The organism is Cellulomonas sp. P4_H12 (genome assembly GCF_056400905.1).
In genome coordinates this window covers 30,171-47,232 of sequence record NZ_JBFUKJ010000022.1, presented here as the reverse complement: position 1 = coordinate 47,232, position 17,062 = coordinate 30,171, and the positions used below count along the sequence as shown (strand labels likewise).

At 71.8% G+C, this 17,062-nt stretch carries 12 protein-coding genes and 1 pseudogene; 4 read left to right on the top strand and 9 right to left on the bottom strand.

The features are described from left to right. Window positions 1–81: 81 nt before the first annotated feature. From AC1DQC_RS13590 to AC1DQC_RS13555, 8 genes and pseudogenes are all read right to left on the bottom strand, one after another. Window positions 82–1,287 carry a hypothetical protein gene (locus tag AC1DQC_RS13590; protein WP_477051774.1) on the bottom strand — a complete coding sequence of 402 codons (1,206 nt, stop codon included), beginning with the start codon at window positions 1,285–1,287 and terminating at the stop codon, window positions 82–84. 10 nt (window positions 1,288–1,297) lie between these two features. Next, on the bottom strand, window positions 1,298–1,780 hold the full coding sequence (locus tag AC1DQC_RS13585) for a glycoside hydrolase family 73 protein (RefSeq protein WP_477051840.1): 483 nt from the start codon (window positions 1,778–1,780) through the stop codon (window positions 1,298–1,300). A 238-nt stretch (window positions 1,781–2,018) separates the two neighbouring features. Continuing rightward, window positions 2,019–2,720, bottom strand: a pseudogene (locus tag AC1DQC_RS13580) (VldE C-terminal domain-containing protein); the annotation flags it as partial. A gap of 1,275 nt (window positions 2,721–3,995) precedes the next feature. After that, complete coding sequence (locus AC1DQC_RS13575; protein ID WP_477051773.1) at window positions 3,996–5,336, bottom strand: hypothetical protein; 1,341 nt, start codon at window positions 5,334–5,336, stop codon at window positions 3,996–3,998. Window positions 5,337–5,340: 4 nt separating this feature from the next. Continuing rightward, the gene (locus AC1DQC_RS13570) at window positions 5,341–5,847 is read right to left on the bottom strand and encodes a hypothetical protein (protein WP_477051772.1); all 507 of its coding nucleotides are present in this window, start codon (window positions 5,845–5,847) and stop codon (window positions 5,341–5,343) included. A gap of 16 nt (window positions 5,848–5,863) precedes the next feature. After that, a complete protein-coding gene (locus tag AC1DQC_RS13565; protein ID WP_477051771.1) occupies window positions 5,864–7,114 on the bottom strand; it encodes a hypothetical protein in 1,251 nt (416 codons plus the stop codon). Beyond that, a complete protein-coding gene (locus tag AC1DQC_RS13560; protein WP_477051770.1) occupies window positions 7,107–9,653 on the bottom strand; it encodes a hypothetical protein in 2,547 nt (848 codons plus the stop codon). The genes AC1DQC_RS13565 and AC1DQC_RS13560 overlap by 8 nt, the downstream gene beginning before the upstream one ends. Before the next feature lie 96 nt (window positions 9,654–9,749). Further along, complete coding sequence (locus tag AC1DQC_RS13555) at window positions 9,750–9,944, bottom strand: hypothetical protein (RefSeq protein ID WP_477051769.1); 195 nt, start codon at window positions 9,942–9,944, stop codon at window positions 9,750–9,752. Window positions 9,945–10,177: 233 nt separating this feature from the next. Between AC1DQC_RS13555 and AC1DQC_RS13550 the strand changes: the two genes are divergently transcribed. Further along, window positions 10,178–10,975 carry an AfsR/SARP family transcriptional regulator gene (locus tag AC1DQC_RS13550; RefSeq protein ID WP_477051768.1) on the top strand — a complete coding sequence of 266 codons (798 nt, stop codon included), beginning with the start codon at window positions 10,178–10,180 and terminating at the stop codon, window positions 10,973–10,975. On the opposite strand, the gene AC1DQC_RS13545 is transcribed toward AC1DQC_RS13550, so the two are convergent. Next, window positions 10,920–12,635: a hypothetical protein gene (locus AC1DQC_RS13545; RefSeq protein WP_477051767.1), complete on the bottom strand. Its 1,716-nt coding sequence runs from the start codon at window positions 12,633–12,635 to the stop codon at window positions 10,920–10,922. The two genes, AC1DQC_RS13550 and AC1DQC_RS13545, sit on opposite strands and share 56 nt — an antisense overlap. A 205-nt stretch (window positions 12,636–12,840) precedes the next feature. On the opposite strand from AC1DQC_RS13545, the gene AC1DQC_RS13540 reads away from it, so the two are divergent. The 3 genes from AC1DQC_RS13540 (at window position 12,841) to topA (ending at window position 17,060) form a co-directional block, all read left to right on the top strand. Next, on the top strand, window positions 12,841–13,209 hold the full coding sequence (locus AC1DQC_RS13540; protein WP_477051766.1) for an STAS domain-containing protein: 369 nt from the start codon (window positions 12,841–12,843) through the stop codon (window positions 13,207–13,209). Window positions 13,210–13,320: 111 nt separating this feature from the next. After that, a complete protein-coding gene (locus AC1DQC_RS13535) occupies window positions 13,321–14,268 on the top strand; it encodes a phosphatase PAP2 family protein (protein WP_477051765.1) in 948 nt (315 codons plus the stop codon). 77 nt (window positions 14,269–14,345) lie between these two features. Continuing rightward, complete coding sequence (topA, locus tag AC1DQC_RS13530; RefSeq protein ID WP_477051764.1) at window positions 14,346–17,060, top strand: type I DNA topoisomerase; 2,715 nt, start codon at window positions 14,346–14,348, stop codon at window positions 17,058–17,060. The last annotated feature ends 2 nt before the right edge of the window (window positions 17,061–17,062 follow it).

Here is a 17,062-nt window from a genome sequence, read left to right as displayed (position 1 = left end):
CCACCCGGGGCGGGGCGGCTCGGCGCTGGCCCGCCGCCGGGCGCGAGTCAGCAGCGTCGCCGCCGATGCTGACCCCCGGGCTCACTCGTTCGGCCGTGCCGCGCCGTAGCGCTCGTCCGAGCCGTAGAACACGTGCTGCGCGAAGCACGCGTAGCTCGACGGGTTGTGAACCGCCTGGTCGATCGTCATGGTCCTGTAGCCGGGCCGGTGCTCGTAGATGTCGTTGCCCCCGTCAGCCTTCTGGTCCACGTAGTGCACCGGCTCGTGGAGCACCATCGCGGCACGGCACAGCGGGCCGCAGGTGGTGAAGACGCGCGTCACGTTGATGTGCTGGCCGAAGGCCGTGTACATCGGGTAAGGCATCCCGTCGGGAGCCGTACCGCCCTTGTCCTGTCGCGCCTCGCCGTCGGTGCGTGCCCGGAACGGGGACGGCGTCGCGGTCAGGGCCCGGGCGACGCGGTCGTAGACGTCCAGCACGGTGCGGGCGTAGAACACGCGCGACTCCGGCACCCTGTCCGCCGTCAGCCGGAAGTGGGTGGCGAGCGCCGCCGCCGTGACCCCGGGTGCGCTGCCGCCTCCCGAGACGTACGCGCCGAGGGCCGCCCGCGCTGCCGCCACCCAGCGCAGGGCATGGGCCCGCGCGTCTCCGACCATGAGCAGCTCCGGCACCCCCCACCACGTGCCCACGATGTCGCGGGGCGGATCCGTCGCGTCGGTGTCCCACGCGTATCGGACGTAGCGGGATCCCTTGAAGAAGTAGGACGAGGTGTCGTAGGGCCCCAGACCGCTGACCGCGGCGTCGACGCCACCGACGAAGTCACCGGGAAGCTTCCAGGCCGCCAGCGGTCGCAGCGTCGGGTCGAGGCGGTCGGTCGCCCAGTCGAAGGCGACGTAGCTGGATCCCCGGAAGAAGTAGGCGTACCGGGCGTACAGCCCCCTCCCGTTCAGCACGGTGTCGAACCTCTGCAGGTCGCCCGTCAGTCCCCAGCTCGCCACCGAGGTCGGTCCACGGTCCACGGCGTCGCGCGCCCAGCTGTAACGGACGTACGAGCCGTCCTTGAAGAAGTAGGTGTTGCCGACGAACGCCTCCTGCCCGTCGATCGCGGCATCGACCCCCGAGCGGAACGGCTCGGGGAGCCGCCACAGTGCGAGGTTCGCCGGATAGCCGTCGGAGGCGTGGTCCTTCTTCCAGTCGTAGCGCACGTAGTGCTCGCCCTGGAAGAAGTACGCGCTGCCGGCATGGTCGCCGAACCCGTTGCACGCGGCCTGGATCACGCCCTTGGCCACGGCTCTCCCGCTACTTCCAACCGCTGCGCTCGAGCAGACGCATGACGGAGTGCACGACCTTGGTGTAGCTGGGATCCGTCGCGTACCCCGCCTTCGCGACCTCGGCGGCGAAACGGTAGGGGTCGGTGGTGAAGCCGAAGGCCGGCGCGTACCGCTTGTTCCGGCGGAGGAACTCCCCGTGACCGACGAACGCCAGCTCGGGCGACGGGAACACCCGGAACCAGTCGCGGACGACGTAGTCGTACCTGCCGTCTGCTCTCGGCGTGACCGAGACGACCTCGGGGAAGCTCCGCACGTCCGGCCGGCTGAGCACCTCGCGGGTGCGCCACAGCTGGCGCGTACCCGGGGCGTCGCTCGCCCGGGCCTTGATGCCGAAGAAGTTGTTGCCGGCCGCGCGTGCCCCCCATCCCGACTCGACCGCGGCCTGCGCGAGCGTCACCAGGCCCGGCACGCCGGTCCTGGCCTGGCTCGCTCTCGCGTAGGGACCGAACATCCTGACGAACTCCGCGGGCGACCGCTTCTTCCCCGACTGTGGCGGTGGTCCTTGTGCTGGTCCGGACGATGGTGCCGGCCCGCGAGGCGCGGGTCGGGGCCGCCGGGGTCGGTGCAGCAGCACCGCCGAGACCCGGGACGGCCCCGGCGAACAGCGGGCTCGGGTGCAGGGCGCCTTCCCAGCTGAGATCGACGTGGAAGTGGTCGGTGTGCGGGTTGTGGTTCGGCTTGGTCATGTAGCTCCGCCAGCCCTGCGCTCGTCGCGTCCACGACCAGATCTGCCTGTTCCAGATGATGGTCGCCACCTGGAGCTCGACAGCATTGGCCATGAGCCACCGGATGTAGGCCTCCGCCTGCGCTGCCTCCGCCGGCTTGGACACGAACCCGTGGCAGTCGATCGCTCGACCCTCGCTGTGGATCGACCGTGCCCCGAATGAGGTGTTCCGTGGGACGAAGGTGCCCGCTCTGCGACCGGTGAGGCGGCGCCACTGGCCCGCGAGCGCAACGGCACCGGGCAGCGCGTGCGTGCCGTCCTTCGCATACGGGGTCACCTTGACGATGCCGGCGACGCGGTCCGGCGTGCGGGTCGTCGGCGGGCTCGTCCCAGGCCCAGACGGTGTGGTCGGTGCACTCGAAGGGGCGCCCCCGCCGTGGACGCAGCCCCGGCGCACCGCGCCCGGGACGTCAGCACCCGGGTCGGCGAGCAGCAGCGGGCCGAAGGTGCTGGGGATCAGGTTGTGCTCGACCGAGGTCGACTCCACGCGGAACCGCCGGTGCACGGCGGCGGCGTCGGGCGACGCACTGATCGTCGGGCAGATGCCGGCCGCGATGGCCAGGGCGTGCTTGGCCGTCCCCGTCCCTGGACGGAACAGCACGCGCAGAGCCGAGCCTGACGCGCCACGAGCGATGCGCCGCTTGGCCCAGCTGACCACGTTCGCCATGTCGCCGTAGCTGCCGTCGAAGAGGTGTACCTCGTCGGCGTCGGTGTGCCGGAGGATGGCGTTGAGGGGCGCGCCACCGCCGGAGTGTGCAGTCAGGATGAGGCGGCCCAGCTGTGCCTGCACGCCGGTCTGGGCCCGCAGCAGGTCGAGACCGCTGGCCACGAGGCGGCTGATCGCCCCCGGTGTCACCAGCTCCGGGAAGTTGTAGCCGGCACCGCTCTGGCCGCCGAAGAAGTTCCCGCGGGGGACGAGCCCCAGCGTCGGGCGTGTGCGCCGATCTCCGGACGGGGACCCGAGGACGAGACCGCTCGCCGCGGCCTTGTCCTGAATCTTCATCCGTGCTCCGGAGCCGCTGTAGCCGTGCAGGTGCACGACGACGTCAACGGCCGTGGTGGACCGCGGCATCGTGTTCCACCGGACCACCAGGTCGGGCTGGGTGCCGCGGTGCGCCCGCAGGAGCGGGTGGTTGGACACGGTCCGTTCGCCGGCCGAAACCTGTGCGCCGGGGCCGTCCTCGTGCAGCTGTTCCGCCATCCCGAACCGCTGCTCGACCGAGGCCGACGCCTCGCCGCTCGCGGCCCAGTCCTCTGCGTAGACCTCGCCTGGCCACTCGAGCAGCTCCGGGTTGAGGGCGCCCGCTGACTCCGTGGCCTGCCCGACCGTGGACTCGTACGTCTCGGTGACGCCGTTCTCCAGCGCCAGGCTCTCGTAGCCGACGTCTTCGTAGCCGGTCTGCTCGTAGCCCGTCTGCTCGTAGCCGACGTCCTCCGCGGCCCACTCCGCGGTGATGGCGCTCTCGTCGGCCTCCTCCTGCGACGTGTCCTCGTAGGCGGACTCGTTCGCGGCGTGGATCGACTGGGAGGCTGTGTCCTCGAACGATGTGTCTTCGAACGTCGTGTCTTCGAACGTCGGGTTCTCGAACGTCGGGTTCTCGAACGCGGTGTCCTCGAACGACGTGTCCTCCGAATACGGCGTCTCGAAGGCCGACTCCTCGTGCGCGCCCTGGTCGTACGGCCGCTCGCCGAACGGGGATGCCTCGGGCTGCGCGTACTCGTTCGGGAGCGCCGTCGCGGTGTTCTCGAATCCGGCCAGCTCCTGGCCGGGGTTCTCGGTCAGCATGTCCTCGAACACCTCCGCCTCGGCCGGGTGGGCCCAGATCTCCTCATGGACTCCCCAGAGCGCCGACTCCTCCGCGCTCTCGGTCGGCGCGAACACGGGTGACTCGGCGTGCCCGTTCAGGGTCGCCACCTCTTCCTCGTACATCCCGCACCCCCACTAGCCGCGCGTGAGCGTCGTCGGTCGGTGCCCGTTGCTCGACCCAGCCACCGGCGCGACCGGCCGGCCCGCCGGAGCGACGACCGAGCCACCCATGAGCCGGGTCGGCTGCGCGGAGCGCGGTTCCGCACCGGCTCTGCGCGTCGTAACCGCGAGGTCCTTGACGCGCTCGCCGGTCGCGGACTGCCAGAGGTCGACGATGCGGTTCAGCGCGGTCGCGACGACGTTGGGTGAACCGTGCTTGTACAACGTCTCGGCCCCGGGGGACGTGTTGAACAGGCCCAGCTCGATGGCCCACAAGACCGGCGACAGGAGATCGGCGAGCTCGAACAGCTCTCGCGACTGGCGCGACGGGGCGATGCCGACGCGCGCTCCGATCGCGGCGAGCCGATCCGCGGCGTTGCCGCGACCACCCGCTGTCGCCTTGAGGTCGACGACGATCGAGGTGTCGTGCTCGACCGTCAGGTGGAACCAGCTCATCATCGAGACGAACGCGAACTCCTCGCGAGCCAGCATGCCGTTCTGACGGCGCAGCTTGAGCAGCTCGCTGAGGGTCTGGCAGAGGTACGCCACGTAGGACGGGTCCGTCGCCTTGGCACCCGAGCTGTTCGTGTCGTTCTCGTACCCCAGCCACACCTGCCGGAGCAGCTCGTTCCACAGCTCGAGGAAYCGGCTGTTGATCGTCGGACCGACGTCACGCTTCCACGGCTGGCCGCTCACGCCGCGCCCCACCGGGTGGGGCAGGTCGAGTCCGAACATGCGCCAGTACAGGTTGCGTCGGTTGACGGCGGCGTCGGGTCTCAGCTGGCTGCTGAGGGCGCCGCTGGTGCTGAACAGCGGTGGGTCGCGGAAGAAGAGCTCCTCGGTCGATCGGACCCATGCCACCGAGTCCACGGACGGGGTGGGCAACGTCTCACCGACGGTGTAGCGCCGGACGACGTCCGCGAAGATCTCGAAGATTCCGGTGGCCTCGATGAGGTAGGCGTAGATGGCGTGGTCCCACAGCGGAGCGGCGCCCAGGATCGCCTCGGCTGCCGTTTTCCCCGACGGCGGCGGGGTGAACGGCTGCGTGGTCGCCCCGGCTGTCGGCTGCACTCCCGACGCCAGGGTGGTCAGCAGGTCTCTGGGCACCTGGCTCTTGGCCAGGCTGCCGACCGGTGCCGGCAACCAGGCCGTGGGCACATTCAGCAGGGTGGACCATGTCGTGCCCGCGAACCCTCCGACCGCCCACGCCTCCTCGAGGAAGCGGCTCAGCTGCAGCGGATAGACCGACAGGACCGCGTTGGCCTCGGCCTCGGTGACGGCAGACGGATTCACGCGTGCCGCAAGCGCTCGGAACATCAGCTCAGCTCCTTCGTGTGTTTCTCGGGGTCGGGCCCTGGACCTGAAGCGGGACGCCGGCGGCGATCGGCACGTCGAACTGGTCGAGGAACTCGACGAGCTCCACGACCCTCGTCACTTGGTCGCTGTCGACCTGGTGCCAGCAGATCCCGTCCTCCCGGGTCTCCGGCAGGCCTCGGGGCGCGCGGCTCGAGTCGACGGTGAGAACCATCGAACGCGCGCCGTCCGGTAGGGGGTCATGGAGCACGAGCTCGCTCCCCCCGCGGTATTGGATCTGGTCCATCCGGATCAGGACGCGGTCCGGGCCCTCCGAGGCGCTCGCGAATCGGCCCAGGCCGTTGCGCAAGAGCCTGAACTGCAGCTCGACCGTCTGCTGCTCCCTGGATAGCGGCGTCGTCGTCTGCCGCATCGCCGCGGCCACGGACGTCATCAGCTGCGTGAACTGCTGCTGGTCCATCCTCAGCGGCGACGACACCGCGCCGCTCGCTGTCTGTTCGGTCACGTGAGCCACGTCCTTCCCCTGGTCATCAGGCGGCGACCGCGCGGTCGCCACCCAGTCGTCGCAGCCAGTCGCGCATGGCCGTCGGCGGTTCGGTCGAGTCGAGCCCACGCAGGACGGTGAGCGAGAGGATGCGCATCGACTCGGTGCGCTGCAGGTAGGTCGAGGTGTAGAGGGAGTCCCCGGCCCGGTCGGCGAGGCGCTTGAGCTCCGCCGGTGACACCCGTTCGGGGTTGGCCAGCTTCGCGAGGTACGTGCCGTGGAACGCCTGCATGCGGGTCCTGGTGCACACGTCGACGATCGTGCCGAGCAGCGGCATGCTCACCGCGCAGATCTCTGCGACCTCGCGCGGAGCCGCGCTCAGCGGGAACCGGTCGAGCCAGCGGGCGCCGAGGTCGTCCCACGGCCCGGCCCCGAACCACGAGCGGCACAGCGCGACGTTCAGCTGCACCCGCAGCGCCGAGACCGGGTGCGGGTCGCCGAACGGCATCCGGAACACCGCCATCGACGGCCCGTCGACCACCGTCGCCAGAGCGGGGACCGGCGCGTACCCGAGCAGCGAGAACGCGTAGACGTCGGCCGCGACCTCGCTCGCCCATCCGCTCCAGGCCTCCGCAGCGAGGGGGCTGTGCGGCGCCAGCGCCTTGCTCAGGGCGGCGGACAGCTCGGGCACCCAGCCGGCCAGGTGCGCGACCTGGTGCCCCGTCTCGTGCACGAGCGACGTCGGTTGCCACAGGTTGTGCCGCGTGACCTTGATGGCTGCCGCCGGCGAGAGCGACGCGTCCCACAGGCGCGCGCCGGCGCGCAGGATCGAGGCCCCGAGCCCTTTGTCGAGGTAGGTCAGCACCGGTGGCGTCTCGATCCCGAGCGGCCGCAGCACCTGCTCCATGCTGTAGACGGCGAGCTCGTCAAGCCCGCGCAGGATCGCCGCCACCGTGGGGTTCGCCCGGGTGGTCACCGCGTGGCCGTAGAAGTCGACGATCGCCTCGGCCTTCGCGTACTGGCGCCGTAGGGTCAGCAACTCGGACCGGACCTGCTTGAGGTCCGCGTCCGACCGTGCCGCCCGCAGCGAGAACAGCACGCGATCTGCCCGCGCAGTCAGCCGTCTCGCCTGGGCGCTCAGGCTGGCCCGGACGCTCTTGCCTAGATAGGACTCGAGCTCGCCCCACGTCGCCGACGACGCCGCGACCTCGAGCTCGCCGAGCCCCAGGCAGGCGCGGCGCCAGTGCCGGGCGTCGGACTCGAGCGCGGCAACCTCGATGGCGAAACGGTCACGCATGGATCCAGCCCGGGTGAGCGACGACCTCGGGCACGGGAACCTGCCCGGGCCTGGTGCCGATGCCGTTGTACGTGAGGACGAGGGTCACGCCCTCGGCCGGGTCTGCCACGGCGGCAGACAGCTGCGCACCGCGCTGAGTCAGATAGCTCGAGAGCCCCCGGCCCGCGGCACCCGCCACGTGCCCGGCTAGCGCCGCGGCCGCGGCCGGGTCGGTGACGGAGCCCGAGCGCAGCAGGCTCCGGGCGACCCGGGTGCGGAGCCGAGGAAGCAGGACCTCGCGCAACGACGTGAGGACGGCAGGCAGGTCGCGCTGCCCGGCGGGGGCGGACCGTTGCAGGGCCGCCTGGAGGGTTCGGGCCCGGCGCTCCGACAGTCGCACGGCGATGCGCATCCGCCGCCGGCCCGGTTCCCAGCGCACGCTGACCTGCCGTCGCGGCCGCCGCGCCTGGCCGGCGGGCAGCGGTGCGACGCGGATGCGGAAGTATCGCTGGCCCGGGCGCGTGTGCGTGACCATCCTGGTCGGCATACCGCGGGGCGCGCGGCGTCCCAGGCCCGGCTCGCCGAGCAGGACGCCCGCCGCCTCGGGTGTCAGCTCCTGGTACTCGCTCGAGGACGGCGTCTCACCGGCAGGAAGCGTCTCGTCACGCGTGAAGTGCCCGAGCGAGGTCCCCGGCACCGTCTCGTACAGGTCGAGCTCCGCCCGCACCGGCCACCGGTTGACGCCGAGGTCGCGCAGGTACTGCTCGAGCGTCCCCCCGTCCGACCACGGCACCTGTCGAGCGGCCCGCCGGGTGATCGGGACGGCGAAGACACGCGAGTACTTGCGGAACCGGTACCGAGGTGCCGCGGAGCGCGGCATCAGGACCCACATCCCGCCCTCCTCCGAGGTCTCTCGCTCGGGCAGGTCGCTGCGCAGCACCCGGTCGGGCAGGTAGGCGGCGGCCGCCTCCGCGAAGGCGCGCTGCACGGCGGCACCGACCTGCAGCGGGTCCACGAGCTCCTCGGACGACAGCTCGTCCAGCACGCGGTTGACGGTGGCCTCGACCGCCGAGGCCAGCGCCTCGCCCGGGATGGCCGACTGCTCGGTCTGCGATGCCGTCTCCAGGCCGGCGACCGAGAAGGCGAGGCCCACGGCGGCACGCGCCATCACCCGGTCCGGCTGCTTCACGACCGCCGAGATGCGGGTGATGTTGGCGGGGCCGACGGCCTTGCGGATCAGCGCCGCCAGCGGTTGTGCCAGCAGGTCGATGAGCTTGTCGCGCGCTCCGGTGAGCTTCAGGCCGAGCTTGATCAGGGGTCGGACCGCCAGCACCGCCGGCAGGAACTCTTGGATCGGGCCCACTGGGTTCTCCCCGGTGAACTCCGTGAGCTCCGCGGCCAGCCGGGCCCGGGCATCGTCGAGCTGGGCCAGTGCATCTTCACCGGTCCCGTACTCACCGGCACCGAAGGATTCCCACGCCTCGAAGGTCTCGAAGGACTCAGGCTGCCCCGACGACTCGAACGTGCCGAACGTCTCGAAGCTCTCGAGACCTTCGTATGTCTCCCACGTCTCGGATCCGACCGGGCTCTCGAGATAGCTGCCCTCGAGCGCCGAGTCCTCACCCGTCGGTGCGAAGAGCATGGCCGCGGCCTCCTCGTCGAAGGCCCGCGCCAGCTCGGAGGCGAAGCCGGTCTCGTATGCGCTCTCCAGCGACGTGTCCTCGCCGGTGAGCTCGCCGATGCCGAGCGCCCGCGTGATGATCGGGACGAAGGGCCGCACCGGCGCCGGCAGCAGCTTGGTCAAAGGTCGCACCAGCTTCTTCAGGACGGCCTTCAGCATGCCGAGCCCGGCCCTCTTCAGCTTGGCGAGCAGCGGCCCGATGAGGTGCTTGCCCAGGCCCTTGACCCCCTCGACGACGCTGCCCAGGCCCTTGCGGGCGAGGTCGACGACGCCCCGGAGGGGGTTCTTGGCGATGGCTACGGCCTGCTTGACCAGGCTCTTGGCCTTGTTCGCGAGCCCTCGGACGATCTTGCCGAAGAGCTCCGACTCCAGGGCGGGGTGCGTCTCGAGCGTCTCGAGCAGCTCCGTCAGCTCGTCCTCGGAGATGCTCTCCAGGTTGGCGTTCTCCAGCCCGGACGCGAACCCGTCGATCGTCCGCTCCCACTCGCTGAGCAGTGGCGCCATCCACTGGGTGAGCGCCTCGCTCGCCTCGGCCTCCGACGGGGCGACGGACCACTGCTGCGCGTCGGCCAGCACCCGCGCGGCGCCCTCGTTCATCAGCTCGTCGAGCGCGTCCTCGAAGTCCTCGTCGTGCAGCTGCTCGAGGAGCTCGCGAGCCTCGGACTCCAGCTGCTCGGCCTCCGTGACCGACTCCTGGCTGAAGGGCGACTCGGCGACGAAGTAGCTCTCGAACGGCGCGGCCGACTCCTCCTCGGAGGCGTCCGCGCGCTCGGGCGCCGTCGCCGTCTCGGTCATCGTCGCGGCTCCGGACGTGAAGCCGGCGAAGGGTGAGAAGTACTGGGTGTCCTCGCCCTGGGCGGCGTCCTCGTCGACTCGCATGGCCACACCTCCGCGTTGAGCTCCGTTACGTGCATGGTGTGCGAGCGGGTGCTGCGCAGGCGTCAACGCTCTGTCTCCGCCCGAACGGGCTGCTGGTCAGGTTCGGCGGACCCGATGGTCACGCAGCTCGCTGAGCACCTCCGCCAAGCGCTCGGCCGCAGGCTCGACGTCGCTGAACACCGACTCGACCGTCGGCGCTCCGGGCCTGGCGCTGACGATGAGGCGGATGACGAGCCGATCCGGATCGCGCCAGGCCCGGACCACGATCAGCCGGTTGTCGGAGGTCGTCACGCGTCCGACGGTGGCGGGGCCACGTCCACGCGTCCGTCAACGTTCCGTCGAGGCCGCTGCCCGGGGCTGCTGCTGTCCGGCAGCGGGCGACCGCCACCGCGTGCGGCTCGCCGTTGACGGCATGTTGACACCGGGTGAAGCATCATTCGTCAGGCTCGGACCGTAGCGGGGTACGGCGCGGTACGACGGGGGGAATCACGGTGGCACCTGCAACAGCTGCGGACGTGGCGACGGTGCCAGGATCCTCGGCCGAGCTCCGGCTCCTCGGTGGCTTCTCGCTCCAGGTCAGCGGCACACCCGCTGCGCTGCCCATGCACTCGCGCCGCGTGCTGGCCTACCTCTCCCTGGACCACGTGCAGGGCTACAGCTGTGACCGGGGCGTCCTTGCGGAGCGGCTCTGGCCCGACGCGGGGACGGAGCGGTCGCGGGCCAGCCTGCGGACCGCGCTGTGGCGGATCCGCCGAGTCAGCCAGCACCTGGTGCTCGTCCAGCCGGACACCGTCCGGCTGGGGCCCGAGGTGCGGGTCGACGTGCACCAGTTTCGGCAGATCGCCGAGCGGATGATCGGCGACGCGGACGGCCACACGCCCGAGTCCGCCCGGGTCATCGCACGCTCGACCGAGCTGCTGCCCGGATGGGACGAGTCATGGCTCGTGCTGGCCCGGGAGCAGCTCCGGCAGGCCCGGCTGCACGCACTCGAGGCCAGTGCAGCGCGCCTGCGCCGGGAGCGGCGGTTCCCCGAGGCGATCGACGCGATGCTCGACGTCATCGCCGAGGAACCGCTGCGCGAGAGCGCCCACGCCGCTCTCATCGACGCCTACCTCAGCGAGGGGAACGCGTCGGAGGCCGTGCGCCAGTTCGACAGCTTCGCCGCGCTCCTCTGGCAGGAGCTCGGCATCCGGCCCTCCGACGCCCTGTGCGCGCGCGTCGGTCTGGGGGTGACGCCGATCCCGCACACGGCGGCCCACGGCCTGCTCAGCACCCCGCCGACGTCGCGAGTGCCCACTCCGGCGGTCCCGCGCTCCGCATGAGGTTCGTGCGCATCATCGCGCGGTCGCGGTAGTCGCCCGCCGCGCCCGACGGGTGGGCCAGACGAACGTGCACGCCGCCGACGACGGCGACGAGGGCACTGTCGGCCCCGAGGTCCTCCGGAGGTACAAGGGCCAGCGGCGCCCGGACGCGCACGACGCGGGTCCGTCCAGGCTGCAGGTCGAAGCCGGCGGCGGCCGCCACGGTCGTCGCGACGTCCTCGCGTGCGGGGTCTCCTCCACGCCGTACCAGGGAGAACAGGAGCAGGAAGTGACGGCACACCTCGGCTCCGCGGTTGCTCACCTGCGCGCTGATCCACGGATGCCCGTCGGTCCCGTCGCTCATCCACAACCGGTCGAAGCAAACGCGGAGGCCGGGGCGCGGGTCGTCGAAGCCGTAGACGAACCGGTGGAAGGCGTCGACGACCGTGACCGCGCCGGTCTCGAGGACGAGGTGCTCTTCGAGCTCCGCCGTCGAGACGCACGTCCGGCGTCGGGCACGGACGAGTCGTCCCATCGCGCGAAGGATCGGCGTGCTCCCGGCCATCGCGGCGAGCCCCTCGAAGAGGCGGCTGCCGTCACGGTACGCAGCGGCGTCCGTGTGCCGCTGGAACGGGCGACGCGAGCACAGCTGCGTCGGTGGACGTCGGAAGTCGAGCGGCGCCGGGACCGCTCCCTGCGTGACGTAGGTGGTGAACGCCTCGTCCCACCACCCGTCGGCGTCCGACGCCGGCATCGCACCGCGCGCGAACCAGCTGTGCAGCACCTCGTGCGCGAGCGCACCAGAGGACGTCGTCGTGGCCGCCGCATACTCCATGCCGCCCTCCGCCCCGTGGAAGAAGCAGGTGTACCGCTCCAGGCCGACGCTGCCGAAGATGGCCTCGTTCCGCTCCAGCAGCCTCCCGATCCGGGCGCTCTCGGACGCGAGGTCCTCGGGACGGCCCTTCACCTTCCAGGCGTCGATCGCCACCGCGCGTCCGGATCCGCTCAGCGCAACCTCGCGACGGGCGTGGTCGAGCTCGTCCGTGGGCCACAGCTCAAGCATCTGCGAGACTGACGAGCACCAGGCGGGGAACCTGATCCGCCAGGAACCGGCTCCGGCGTCGGTCACGTCTCCGTTGGTGATCACGCTGTGGGGCGTCTGCACCCCGGTCAGCGTCACGGCGAGCTCGAACGGGAACTGGTCGAACGGCAGGTTGCTCGGGAACCACATCTCCAGGTGACGTCCGTCGAACAGGTCGGCCATACCGAAGGACCAGCGCAGCCGTCCTGGGCCTCGGGTGGCGAGCACGGGGGGATAGGCGCCGCCGAGGTCGGAGCGTGGCCGCCCCAGCCGGTACCGGAGACGCAGGGTGTGCGCCGACGCGGCTGCCTGTGGCAGATCGAGGACGCGGATCGTCCCGTGCGGTCCCTCTCCCACCGACCGGGGACGCACCCGCGCGGTCGCGAGCGGTCGACCGTCGAGCCAGGCCTGGTCGATCGACTGGCGCAGGTCGAACAGCGGACAGCCTGACGTGGGGCCGACCCGGAAGCGCAGCGTGGCATCGGCGACGCCGGAACGGTTGTCCGCGTCCAGCACAACATCCGCGGTGAGCTGCTGGACGTGGACCGGGACAGCCAGCAGGCCGTCGACGGCACGAGGAGCGGGCGCGTGGACGGGCACGACGGAACTGTGACGCGCGGGCGTGCCGCGGTCCGTCAACGGACCGTCTTGCTCCAGGTCCGGGGGAAAGCGGCCGGCGTCGCGGGCGGCCGCCGGAGCCACAGGTAAAGAGCCGGTCACGTCCAGGTGATCCACAGCGCGGGTGGGTGAAGTGGGTCTCGAGCACGTGGAGCACCACGTGCCCGACAGAGCCGGGAGGCCCGCCATGACCACGGTGACCGCTGCAGTTCCGATCGGGGACGCCGGACCGGCACGCGAGGGCGTGCCGTCCGCCCCCGCCTGGCTCACGGCCAACGTGCGGCCGGCCGGGTCGTTCGGGCGCGCCGACGTCGGGCGGCTGCGCGTGCTGCTGGGCGCGCTGTCGGCGTCGGCCTCGCTCGTCGTGCTCGACCTCGCGGCGGTGAGCCTCCGCAGCGCTCGGGCCGCCGAGGCCATCGACGAGGCGGGGTGGGAGCTCGAGCGACGCGGCGGCTGCCTGCTCTGCGTCAACGCCGACGAGGACGTGCGCGCGCGGCTGCACGGGTGCCGCCACGCGGTCGTCGTCGGCCCGGACGAGCCGTCGCCCGTGCCGTGAGACCTGCCGTGAGACCTGCCGTGCGACCGGCCGTGAGACGGGCCGCGGGACGGCCGCCCGGAGCGTGGCACGGGGACCGGATCGGGCGGCCGGGTGACCTACCGTGGTCGGGTGAGCGACACCCCCGTCATCCCGGCGCCCGTGCGGCCCGCCCCGGTCGTCGGCGACCGGCGCGGCGCGGTCGTCGCGGTCGCGCTGCTGGTGGCGGTCGTCTCGTTCGTCGGCGTGTACGTGCTGTGGCGGGTGTTCGTCGACACGCTCGCCGGGCAGGAGGTCGAGAACGCGGCCCTGCAGGGCGCGGCGTACGGCCAGACCCAGCTGTGGCGCGTCGCCGAGCGCGTGCTCGACGTGGTGTCCGTCGGGTTCATCGCGGTGGTCCTCATCGCGGCGATGCTCATCGCCGCCCTGCGTCGCCGGTGGTCGCTGGCTGTGCAGGTGGCCGTGCTGATGATCGGCGCCAACCTCACCACGCGGGTGCTGAAGAACGTCGTGTTCTACCGGCCCGAGCTCGGCGTGGAGGCGTCCTACGGGAACACCCTGCCCAGCGGCCACACCACGGCGGCCGCGTCCGTCGCGGCGGCGCTGCTCCTGGTGGTCCCGCCGCGGGTGCGGCCGTGGGCGGCGGTGCTCGGCGCCGGGTACACGACGGCGACGGGCGTCTCGACGCTCATCGGGCAGTGGCACCGGCCGTCGGACGTCGTCGCGGCGGTGCTCGTCGTGCTCGCGTGGACCGCGATCGCGTGCGCCCTCGTCGCGCTCACCCCGGCTCGCCCGTCGACCGCGACCGGCGCCCTGCGGCTGGCCGGCGACCCGCCGCCCACGCCCGCGACCATGCGCGGGGTCGTCGCCGGGCTGCTCGTGGTCGGCGCCGCGGCGGGCGCGTCGGCCGTCGTCGCCCTGTCGCACACCTGGCAGAACCGGACAGATCTCGAGGCCCGCGCCGAGCAGGTGACCGCCTATCTGGGCGGTGCCGCGGCCACCCTGATGGCGGCGTGCCTGGCTTTCGCCGTCATGCTGGTGCTGCGGCAGGCCGCGGCATCCCGATTGCCGCGGGGTTGACGGGACGCCGTAGAGTCCCCAGCGATGCACGTGAAGCGGGTCGTCCGGCCCGTCGAAGTCTGAGAAGGGCCTGACCGATGTCTGCAGGGCGCAAGCTCGTGATCGTGGAGTCGCCCGCCAAGGCGCGCACGATCGCCGGGTACCTCGGCGAGGGGTACGACGTCGAGGCGAGCGTCGGGCACATCCGCGACCTGCCCCAGCCCTCGGAGCTGCCCGCGGACATGAAGAAGGGTCCGTTCGGCAAGTTCGCGGTCGACGTCGACAACGGGTTCGCGCCGTACTACGTGGTCGACTCGGACAAGAAGAAGAAGGTCAGCGAGCTCAAGAAGCTCCTGAAGGAGTCGGACGAGCTCTTCCTGGCCACCGATGAGGACCGCGAGGGCGAGGCCATCGCCTGGCACCTGCTGCAGGAGCTCAAGCCCAAGGTCCCGGTCAAGCGCATGGTGTTCCACGAGATCACGCGCGAGGCCATCGAGCGGGCACTGGCCAACACGCGCGAGCTCGACGACCGGTTGGTCGACGCGCAGGAGACGCGGCGCATCCTCGACCGGCTGTACGGCTACGAGGTCAGCCCGGTGCTGTGGCGCAAGGTCCGTCAGGGGCTGTCCGCGGGCCGCGTGCAGTCCGTCGCGACGCGGCTGGTGGTCGAGCGCGAGCGCGAGCGCATGGCGTTCGTCGCCGCCGACTACTGGGACGTCACGGGCACCTTCGCCGTCCAGGACACCGCCGAGCCGTCCTTCGCCGCGCGCCTGACCTCCGTCGACGGGCAGCGCGTTGCCACCGGCCGCGACTTCCTCGACTCCGGGCAGCTGCGGGCCGCCGACGTCGCGCACCTCGACGAGGCCCGCGCGACCGCGCTGGTGGCCGGACTGGCCGACTCGTCGTTCTCCGTCACCTCGCTCGAGACGAAGCCGTACACGCGCCGCCCGGCCGCGCCGTTCACCACCTCCACGCTGCAGCAGGAGGCGTCGCGCAAGCTGCGGATGGCCTCGCGACAGACCATGCGCACCGCGCAGGGGCTGTACGAGAACGGCTACATCACCTACATGCGTACCGACTCGTCGTCGCTGAGCTCGCAGGCGATCGACGCCGCGCGCCGGCAGGCCTCCGAGCTGTACGGACCCGAGTACATCCCCGACGCGCCGCGCGTGTACGCGAGCAAGGCCAAGGGCGCGCAGGAGGCGCACGAGGCCATCCGGCCCGCGGGCGACCAGTTCCGCACGCCCGCGCAGGTGGCCCGCGAGCTCTCCGGCGACCAGTTCCGGCTGTACGAGCTGATCTGGAAGCGCACCGTCGCCTCGCAGATGGCCGACGCCCGCGGCCAGACCGCCTCCGTCCGCCTCGGGGCGACCGCGGCCGACGGCACCGACGTCCTGTTCTCCGCCTCCGGCACGGTCATCACGTTCCGCGGGTTCCTCGCGGCGTACGAGGAGGGCCAGGACGTCTCGCGGTACTCCGAGGAGGCGCCGGCGGAGAAGGACGACGCCCGCCTGCCCAAGATGGCCGAGGGCGACGACGTCTCCGCGTCCGACCTGACCGCCGACGGGCACCGCACCTCGCCGCCGCCGCGCTACACCGAGGCCTCGCTGGTCAAGGCGCTCGAGGAGCGCGGGATCGGCCGCCCGTCGACCTACGCCGCGACCATCTCCGTCATCCAGGACCGCGGGTACGTGACCGGTCGCGGTCAGGCGCTCGTGCCGTCGTGGCTCGCGTTCGCCGTGACGCGGCTGCTCGAGGAGAACTTCGACTGGCTGGTCGACTACGACTTCACCGCCGAGATGGAGGAGGACCTCGACGCCATCGCCGCAGGCGACAAGGACCGGGTGGCCTGGCTGACCCGCTTCTACTTCGGCGACGGGTCGGGCAACGAGGAGGGCGAGGGTCTGCGCGACCTCGTCGCGAACCTGGGCGACATCGACGCGCGCGAGGTCAACTCGATCCCGATCGGCGACGGCATCGTCCTGCGCGTCGGCCGGTACGGCCCCTACCTCGAGGACTCCCTCGCGGAGCCGGGCGAGGACGGCAACCCGCGCCGCGCGTCGGTTCCCGAGGAGCTGGCGCCCGACGAGCTGACGGTGGCCAAGGCCCGCGAGCTGCTCGAGACGCAGCCCGAGGGCGACCAGGTCCTCGGCACCGACCCCGTGGCCGGCACGCCGATCGTCGCGCGCAACGGCCGCTACGGCCCGTACGTGACCGAGATCCTGCCCGACCCCGAGATCGACACGTCGCTGTCGGCCGCCGCGCAGAAGCGTGCGCTCGCCGCGGCTCCTAAGCCGCGGACGGCGTCGCTGTTCAAGTCGATGTCGCTGCAGTCGGTCACGCTGGACGACGCGCTCATGCTCCTGTCGCTGCCCCGGCTGGTCGGCGTCGACCCCGAGTCCGGCACCGAGATCACGGCGCAGAACGGCCGCTACGGCCCGTACCTGAAGAAGGGCACGGACTCGCGGACGCTCGCGTCCGAGGAGGCGCTCTTCACGACGACGCTCGACGAGGCCCTGGCCATCTACGCGCAGCCCAAGCGCGGGCGCGGGGCGACCGCCGCGCCGCCGCTGCGGGAGCTGGGTGACGACCCGACGTCGGAGAAGCCGATCACCGTCAAGGAGGGCCGCTTCGGCGCCTACGTCACCGACGGGGTCACCAACCGCACCCTGCCGCGCGACCTGACGCCCGAGTCGATCACGCGCGAGCAGGCCGTCGAGCTGCTGGCCGAGAAGCGCGCGTCGGCACCGGCGAAGAAGAAGGCGCCGGCGCGTCGCACGGCCACGAAGCCGAAGGCTGCGGCGAAGAAGTAGCG

Bases quoted from the DNA above. Each gene is read 5' to 3' on its own strand.
- AC1DQC_RS13585 (WP_477051840.1), bottom strand. From the start codon at position 1,780: ATGTTCGGTCCCTACGCGAGAGCGAGCCAGGCCAGGACCGGCGTGCCG.
- AC1DQC_RS13565 (WP_477051771.1), bottom strand. From the start codon at position 7,114: ATGCGTGACCGTTTCGCCATCGAGGTTGCCGCGCTCGAGTCCGACGCC.
- AC1DQC_RS13560 (WP_477051770.1), bottom strand. From the start codon at position 9,653: ATGCGAGTCGACGAGGACGCCGCCCAGGGCGAGGACACCCAGTACTTC.
- AC1DQC_RS13540 (WP_477051766.1), top strand. From the start codon at position 12,841: ATGACCACGGTGACCGCTGCAGTTCCGATCGGGGACGCCGGACCGGCA.
- topA (WP_477051764.1), top strand. From the start codon at position 14,346: ATGTCTGCAGGGCGCAAGCTCGTGATCGTGGAGTCGCCCGCCAAGGCG.